The 8,126-nt window shown below is 40.3% G+C and carries 9 protein-coding genes and 1 rRNA gene; all 10 read left to right on the forward strand.

Features of this window, described 5'->3' with window-relative positions; genetic code table 11:
* Positions 1-17 precede the first annotated feature (17 nt).
* A complete protein-coding gene (gene hslO / locus M3610_RS23575) occupies positions 18-896 on the forward strand; it encodes an Hsp33 family molecular chaperone HslO (RefSeq protein WP_251463059.1) in 879 nt (292 codons plus the stop codon).
* A gap of 35 nt (positions 897-931) precedes the next feature.
* Positions 932-1,825, forward strand: coding sequence for a peptidyl-prolyl cis-trans isomerase (locus M3610_RS23580; protein WP_251463061.1), 894 nt, complete (start codon positions 932-934; stop codon positions 1,823-1,825).
* Positions 1,826-1,984: 159 nt separating this feature from the next.
* The gene (gene cysK / locus M3610_RS23585) at positions 1,985-2,914 is read left to right on the forward strand and encodes a cysteine synthase A (protein WP_251463063.1); all 930 of its coding nucleotides are present in this window, start codon (positions 1,985-1,987) and stop codon (positions 2,912-2,914) included.
* A 107-nt stretch (positions 2,915-3,021) separates the two neighbouring features.
* Positions 3,022-3,864 (forward strand): dihydropteroate synthase, encoded by an 843-nt coding sequence (gene folP, locus M3610_RS23590; protein ID WP_251463065.1) that lies wholly within the window; start codon positions 3,022-3,024, stop codon positions 3,862-3,864.
* Entirely contained in the window at positions 3,857-4,216 is a 360-nt protein-coding gene (gene folB, locus M3610_RS23595) for a dihydroneopterin aldolase (RefSeq protein WP_098576785.1), read from the forward strand. The genes folP and folB overlap by 8 nt, the downstream gene beginning before the upstream one ends.
* A gap of 2 nt (positions 4,217-4,218) precedes the next feature.
* On the forward strand, positions 4,219-4,746 hold the full coding sequence (gene folK, locus M3610_RS23600) for a 2-amino-4-hydroxy-6-hydroxymethyldihydropteridine diphosphokinase (RefSeq protein WP_251463067.1): 528 nt from the start codon (positions 4,219-4,221) through the stop codon (positions 4,744-4,746).
* A complete protein-coding gene (locus tag M3610_RS23605) occupies positions 4,698-4,904 on the forward strand; it encodes a helix-turn-helix domain-containing protein (protein ID WP_098576787.1) in 207 nt (68 codons plus the stop codon). Before folK ends, M3610_RS23605 begins: the two co-directional genes overlap by 49 nt.
* Before the next feature lie 75 nt (positions 4,905-4,979).
* Entirely contained in the window at positions 4,980-5,981 is a 1,002-nt protein-coding gene (gene dusB / locus M3610_RS23610; RefSeq protein ID WP_251463069.1) for a tRNA dihydrouridine synthase DusB, read from the forward strand.
* A gap of 191 nt (positions 5,982-6,172) precedes the next feature.
* Positions 6,173-7,657 carry a lysine--tRNA ligase gene (gene lysS / locus M3610_RS23615; protein ID WP_098576789.1) on the forward strand — a complete coding sequence of 495 codons (1,485 nt, stop codon included), beginning with the start codon at positions 6,173-6,175 and terminating at the stop codon, positions 7,655-7,657.
* A 346-nt stretch (positions 7,658-8,003) separates the two neighbouring features.
* Positions 8,004-8,126: ribosomal RNA gene (locus M3610_RS23620) — 16S ribosomal RNA — on the forward strand; the annotation flags it as partial.

Genomic DNA, 8,126 nt, shown 5'->3' on the forward strand with positions numbered 1-8,126 from the left:
TAGAAAGGGGTTTATCAATGAAGGATTATCTTGTTAAAGCACTTGCGTATGAAGGGAACATTCGCGCTTTTGCCGTTCGGACGACAGAAACTGTGACCGAGGCACAAAGACGCCATCAGACATGGCGGACAGCTTCTGCTGCATTGGGCAGGACGTTGACTGCAGGAGTCATGATGGGGGCTATGCTCAAGGGTGAGGATAAATTAACGATAAAAATTAATGGCGGCGGCCCGCTAGGACCAATTGTTGTTGATAGTAATGCCAAAGGGGAAGTTCGAGGATATGTAACAAACCCAGAGGTGGATTTTGAATCGAATGAACACGGGAAGCTTGATGTTCGTCGTGCGGTCGGGACAGATGGGATGTTAGCAGTTGTCAAAGATATCGGGCTGCGTGACTTTTTTTCTGGACAAGTTCCGCTTGTATCCGGTGAATTAGGCGAGGATTTTACTTATTATTTTGCTACTTCTGAGCAGGTTCCGTCTTCCGTTGGTGTGGGTGTTTTAGTGAATCCAGATGATACGATTCTTGCAGCAGGCGGATTTATTTTTCAATTAATGCCTGGCACACCGGAGCCGATTATTTCAAAAATGGAGGAACGGTTAAAAACAATTGAGCCGATTTCTAAATTAATTGAACGTGGACTAACACCAGAGCAAATTCTCGAAGAGCTTTTTGGAAAAGATCAGGTAAAGGTGTTAGAAACGATGCCGGTAGGGTTTGTTTGTAATTGCTCTAAGGAACGATTTGCGAATGCTATTGTCGGCTTAGGAGCAGCAGAGATTACGGCGATGATTGAAGAAGATGGTCAGGCTGAGGCACATTGTCATTTTTGCAATGAAAAATACCTTTTTACAAGTGAAGAATTAGAAGAGCTTAAAAAAGAAGCAAAATAACAGATCTTTGCTCTTTTCTGATTGGGGGAGAGAGGTTGGGAAAGAAGCAGCTTTGGATGGTGATTGGGGTCCTAATATTGGTGAATTGCCTAACGATCGCTTTTTCTCTTTCAAAGGCAAATACGGCTGGTGGGACCCTAGGAAATGACGAGACAGTAGCTACAATTGGGAAAAAGTCGATTCTGCGGCAAGATTGGCTTCATGAGCTTGAATCTAGATATGGAAAAGATGTATTAAAGGAAATGGTCGATCAAAAGGTCATTGAGGAAATGGCTGCGAAATACCATATCAACGTATCTAACCAGGATGTCGACCGCGAATTTAGAATGCTGCAATCCACTACGAATTCATTTACTCAGCAGAATAGTAAGGATGAAAAAGGCTGGAAGGAACAAATTCGCAGCAATCTACTATTAGAAGAATTATTAACAAAAGATGTTAAAGTTTCAAGCAGCGAACTAGAAAGATATTATCAAGAAAATAAAGAGCTATTTGATGTACCGCCTGCATTCCATTTATCACATATTGTTCTCCCTACACAGGAAGAGGCAGATAAAGCGGTGCAAGAGTTGAATCAAGGATCTGATTTTTCAACCTTAGCCATGGAACGTTCCATTGAAGAGTTTTCTGCAAATAATGGCGGCGATATTGGGTATATTAGTAAAGGGGATGAGCGTTATCCCGGGCAATATATTGAAGTAGCTAAGGAACTGAAGACAGGTTCCTATAGTATGCCTGTTAAGGTGGAAGAAGGCTATGCGATCCTTAAGCTAAACGGAGAGATCAGTGGGAAGAAATATTCATTTGCAGATGTAAGAGAACAAATCCGCAGGCAAATTGCTCTGGAACAAATGAAATCGCCCGCATCTGCTTCAACTTTTTGGGATGATGCAAAGGTCGAATGGTTCTATGGTCATAAAGAGAACTAAAGCACAGGGTATTAATCTGTGCTTTTTCTTATATATCAAGAGTATAAATGTTTAAATATTGTAAAAATACGCAAACAAAACGATTGACAAACTCGGTATAGAACTGGTAAATTTAATAATATAAATCCAATCAATTTACTCGGAATAGGGGTGCTCTTAATGGTTCGTGTTGCAAATTCAGTTGCCGAATTAGTCGGCCAAACGCCAATTGTTAAATTAAACAGATTAGTAGATGAAAATAGTGCTGAGGTTTATTTAAAACTAGAATATTTTAACCCAGGCAGCAGTGTAAAAGATCGTATCGCTTTATCTATGATTGAAGCGGCAGAAGAGCAAGGGTTAATCAAACCAGGTGTAGATACCATTATTGAGCCTACAAGTGGAAATACTGGTATTGGACTTGCAATGATTGCTGCAGCAAAAGGTTACAAAGCCGTGTTTGTTATGCCTGAAACGATGAGTTTGGAAAGACGGAACCTCCTTCGTGCATATGGAGCAGAACTTGTATTAACACCTGGTCCAGCTGGTATGAAGGGTGCAATTGCTAAGGCAGAGGAGCTTGTTAAGGAACATGGTTATTTCTTGCCGCAGCAATTTAAAAACCAAGCAAATCCTGAAGTTCATAAAAGAACAACAGGTAAAGAAATTGTTGAACAAATGGATCAATTAGATGCATTTGTTTCTGGAATCGGTACAGGAGGAACCATTTCAGGTGCAGGAAGTGTTCTGCGCGAAAACTTCCCTGAAATTAAAATTTATGCGATAGAACCAACAGATTCACCAGTTCTTTCAGGTGGAGCTCCAGGTCCACATAAACTTCAAGGTCTTGGTGCAGGATTTGTTCCTGAAACTTTAAATACTGACATTTATGATGAAGTAATCCAAGTTGGTACGGAGGAAGCATTTGCAGCGTCAAGACGTGCAGCCAGAGAAGAGGGGATTCTTGGCGGGATTTCTTCAGGCGCAGCGATTTACGCAGCCTTAGAAGTTGCTAAGAAATTAGGTAAAGGTAAAAAGGTATTAGCAATTATTCCTGATAATGGCGAGCGTTATTTAAGTACCGTACTTTACCAATACGATGCTGAATAAAAATAGCTAAGAGGCGTCGGCTTTGCCGATGCTTCTTTTTTTGTATTCTAATAAAGATTTCATGTATGATAATAGAAGTATAAAAAGGCTGGATAAGGAGGAAAGGTATGAAAACATCTCATGAACTAATCCAATGTGGACCCTATACCTTGGATAGTAGTAGAAAGACCATTATTATGGGCATTTTAAATGCTACTCCAGATTCCTTTTCGGATGGAGGTAAATTCAACCAGGTTGAAATGGCTGTTAATCGGGCAAAAGAAATGGTAGCAAATGGTGCGGATATTATTGATATCGGCGGGGAATCAACACGGCCAGGCTTTGCAGCTGTTCCTGCAGAGGAGGAACTCAAGCGGGTGATCCCGATTATTCAGGCAATCTCTGAACAAATTCAAGTGCCGATTTCGATTGATACCTATAAAGCAGAAGTGGCCAAACAAGCAATAGAAGCTGGTGCTCAAATCATCAATGATGTATGGGGGGCCAAAGCGGATGAAAAGATGGGACAAGTGGCGGCAGACTACGGTGTTCCGATTGTGCTCATGCATAATCGTAAAGAACGAAATTACAAGGTATTTATGAGAGATGTCATCAATGATCTTTATGAAAGTATAGCCATTGTAAAAAAGGCAGGGGTGAAGGATGAACAGATTATCCTTGACCCGGGTATTGGCTTTGCGAGGAATTATCAAGAAAATCTGCTAACCATGCAGAATTTAGATACGATTGTTAATTTAGGTTATCCAGTATTATTAGGGACTTCTAGAAAGTCGATGATTGGACAAGCATTAGATCTCCCTGTCCATGAAAGAATGGAAGGTACAGGAGCAACCGTTTGTTTCGGAATTCAAAAAGGCTGCCATATAGTCCGTGTTCACGATGTGAAAGAAATGAGCAGAATGGCTAAAATGATGGATGCCCTAATGGGGAAGGGTGAAACCATTGGATAAAATTTATGTCAATAGAATGGAGTTTTACGGCTACCATGGTGTGTTTTCAGAAGAGACTCGGTTAGGGCAGCGTTTTGCAGTGGATTTATCCGTTTCTATTGACTTAAAAAAAGCGGGAGAAACCGATGAACTGGAATACTCAGTGAATTATGCAGAACTCTACCAAGTTTGCAAGACAATCGTGGAGGGTCCTCCTTTTAAATTAGTCGAGGCGGTGGCAGAGCGAATTGCAGCAGGCGTACTGACAGGCTTTCCGCTTATATCAGAAGTAACTGTTACGGTGATTAAACCAGACCCACCGATTCCGGGTCACTACCGGTCTGTTGCAGTAGAAATTACAAGGAGAAGATAAAAGTGGAAAACACAGCATTTATTGCCCTTGGCTCGAATATAGGAAACCGTTATGATAATATAACGAGTGCCATTAAAAGATTAACCAGTAATTCTGGAATTCATTTGGTAAATTACTCCTCTATTTATGAGACAGATCCCATTGGCTATGAGGACCAAGATTTATTTTTGAATATGGTAATTGAGATTCAGACCGCTTTTTCCTCCATGGATCTATTAGATTTATGTTTAGAAATCGAACTAGAACTTGGTAGAAAAAGGGAAATAAGGTGGGGTCCGCGAACAATAGACCTTGACATTCTTACCTATAACCAAGAAAATATTCAAAGCGAGAAGCTCATCCTTCCACATCCCAGGATGTTAGAACGAGCGTTTGTAATTATTCCACTTTTAGAAATCTATCAGGACAAGAAATGTTCGGAGATAAATCAGTTACTTGAATCATCATTAGAAGAATTACCAAATAAAGAAGGAGTCCGAATATGGAAGCGGAAAAATGGGGAAGACGTATTCGAGCCTATCGGAAGTTAAAGGGCTTTACACAAGAGGGTTTTTCGAAGGAACTAGGTGTATCTGTATCAATCCTAGGCGAAATTGAAAGAGGGAATCGACTTCCTGCCAGTGATTTACTGGAAAGGATTGCGGATTCTTTAAAAATCACCATAGATGACTTAACGCCAAAAGATTAATAAACAGGCGCTGGCATAGATCGTATGATAAGTTCAATCCTAAGAATAATTGAAAGAAGGAGGGGAGGTAGTTTCATGTTGAAAATTGGCGATATAGAATTGAAGAATCCAGTTGTCCTGGCTCCGATGGCTGGGGTATGTAACTCGGCATTCCGTTTAACGGTAAAAGAGTTTGGCGCTGGATTAGTTTGCGCAGAGATGGTAAGTGATAAAGGCATCATTCATAAAAATGAAAAGACAATGAATATGCTTTATATCGATGAGCGTGAAAAGCCATTAAGCTTGCAAATCTTTGGCGGAGAGAAAAAAACGCTTGTCGAAGCAGCTAAATTCGTTGATCAGAATACTAATGCAGACATTATTGATATTAATATGGGTTGCCCTGTTCCTAAAATCACCAAATGTGATGCCGGGGCAAAGTGGCTGCTTGACCCTAATAAAATTTACGAGATGGTTTCAGCTGTGGTAGCAGAGGTTGAAAAACCTGTAACTGTAAAAATGAGGATGGGCTGGGATGATGAGCATATTTTTGCTGTGAAAAATGCCCAAGCTGTTGAACGTGCTGGAGGGAAGGCGGTATCCCTGCATGGACGAACACGTGTTCAGATGTATGAGGGCAGTGCTAACTGGGACATCATTCGTGAAGTTAAGCGAAACCTAAATATTCCGTTGATTGGTAATGGTGATGTTCATACACCGGAAGATGCCAAACGTATGCTTGAAGAAACTGGTGCAGACGGGGTAATGATCGGAAGAGCGGCTTTAGGTGATCCTTGGATGATCTACCGTACGGTTCAGTATTTAGAAACTGGTATCTTGATGCCTCAACCATCTGTTAGAGAAAAGATTGATGTATGCATCCTTCATCTAGACCGCTTAATCGCGCTTAAAAGTGAATATGTTGCTGTTCGTGAAATGCGTAAGCATGCTGCTTGGTATTTAAAAGGGGTACCCGGTAACGCCACGGTTCGTAATGCGATCAATGAATGTGATACTAGGAATCAATTAGTAACACTACTAAACGAATTGGTCACAGAAGTCGAAGCAAAAGAACAAAGTCAGTTAATTGTAGGATAAACCTGTCACTTAAAGTGTCTTTCTATACTAAATTGGATGCTGCCAGTGAAAAAACTGGCAGTTTTTATTTTAATAACATCTTTTTTGATGTCTGAAAGTATAAGTTTGTGTAAAATAATAAAGTATGTAGAAAAATGGGATCGCCTTATTAATAGCATTTTACATAATAAAAGATTATTGGAGTTGATTTTATGAGTCAGGAAGATTTGAATGACCAATTAATGGTCAGACGTGAAAAAATGAATACCATGCGTGAAAATGGTCTTGATCCATTCGGGAAACGTTTTGACCGCTCACACAACACAAAGGAATTAGTTGAGCAATATGCAGAATTAGAAAAAGAAGAGATCGAAGCCAAAAATGTTTCCGTTTCTTTAGCAGGTCGGATTATGACGAAGCGTGGAAAAGGAAAAGCAGGCTTTGCGCACCTTCAAGATTTAACAGGTCAAATTCAAGTCTATGTTCGTCAAGATGCAGTCGGTGAGGAGAATTATAAACTATTCGATTCTTCAGACCTAGGAGACATAATTGGTGTATCCGGAACACTATTTAAAACAAAAGTAGGCGAATTATCAGTTAAAGTGGAAAACTTTGTGTTTTTAACAAAGGCGTTACGCCCGCTTCCTGATAAATTTCATGGACTTAAGGATGTTGAACAGCGCTACCGTCAACGGTATTTAGACTTAATTATGAGTCAAGAAAGTAAGGCTACATTTATTTCAAGAAGCCGTATTATTCAATCAATGCGTCGGTATTTAGATGACCACGGCTATTTAGAAGTTGAAACACCAATGATGCATTCCATTGCTGGCGGTGCATCTGCACGTCCATTCATAACACATCACAATGCTTTGGATATGCCATTATTTATGAGGATTGCGATTGAACTGCACTTAAAACGATTGATTGTGGGCGGTTTGGAAAAGGTATATGAAATTGGCCGTGTTTTCCGGAACGAAGGTGTCTCGACTCGTCACAATCCTGAATTTACAATGATTGAACTCTATGAGGCTTATGCGGATTACCGTGATATCATGAGTCTGACAGAGAATCTAATTGCTCATATTGCCCAAGAAGTAGTTGGCTCAACTACGGTTCAATATGGCGATTATGAGGTAGACCTTAAACCTGAGTGGAAAAGACTTCACATGGTAGATGCCATCAAAGAATACACTGGTGCAGACTTTTGGAAAGAGATGAGTGTAGAAGAAGCTCGTGACCTTGCGAAAGAACACGGGGTTGAAATTAATAACAACATGCTTTATGGCCATATTGTTAATGAATTCTTCGAACAAAAGGTAGAGGAGAAATTAATCCAGCCTACTTTTATTTACGGACATCCTGTCGAAATCTCACCACTTGCGAAGAAAAATGATGAGGACCCACGCTTCACAGACCGTTTTGAATTGTTCATTGTTGCTCGTGAACATGCGAATGCATTTACAGAGCTGAATGATCCGATTGATCAAAGAGAACGGTTTGAAGCGCAATTAAAAGAACGTGAACAAGGAAACGACGAAGCTCACATGATGGACGACGACTTCGTTGAAGCGTTAGAATATGGTATGCCGCCAACGGGAGGATTAGGAATTGGAATTGACCGTTTAGTTATGCTGCTTACTAATTCTCCATCCATCCGTGACGTACTATTATTCCCGCTTATGCGTCATAAATAATACGTAAAAAAGTGCCATGTTACTGGCACTTTTTTTATATTTATAACGAGGAAGAGTAAGAATATTATTACTTTGGATATTTTTAAGGGAAAATCGTAAAATACTATTGCACCTGTTCTCGAATGGTGGTATATTAATATCTGTTGCTGCGAGACAGACGCAGTGAGAAAAACAAATTAAAAAAGTTGTTGACTTTCAGTGAATAACTTGATAAGATTATAAAGTCGCCTTAAGGCGATTGGGTAATTGATCCTTGAAAACTAAACAAACAAAATCGTGCAAACAAACAATTTATTTTAGCTTCTTTTAAGAAGCTAAGCCAACGTAACAAATGAGCTAATTAACTTTCTTGGAGAGTTTGATCCTGGCTCAGGACGAACGCTGGCGGCGTGCCTAATACATGCAAGTCGAGCGAGACTCTTCGGAGTCTAGCGGCGGACGGGTGAGTAACACGTGGGCAACCTGCCTG

It is taken from the genome of Neobacillus sp. MER 74 (genome assembly GCF_023714155.1).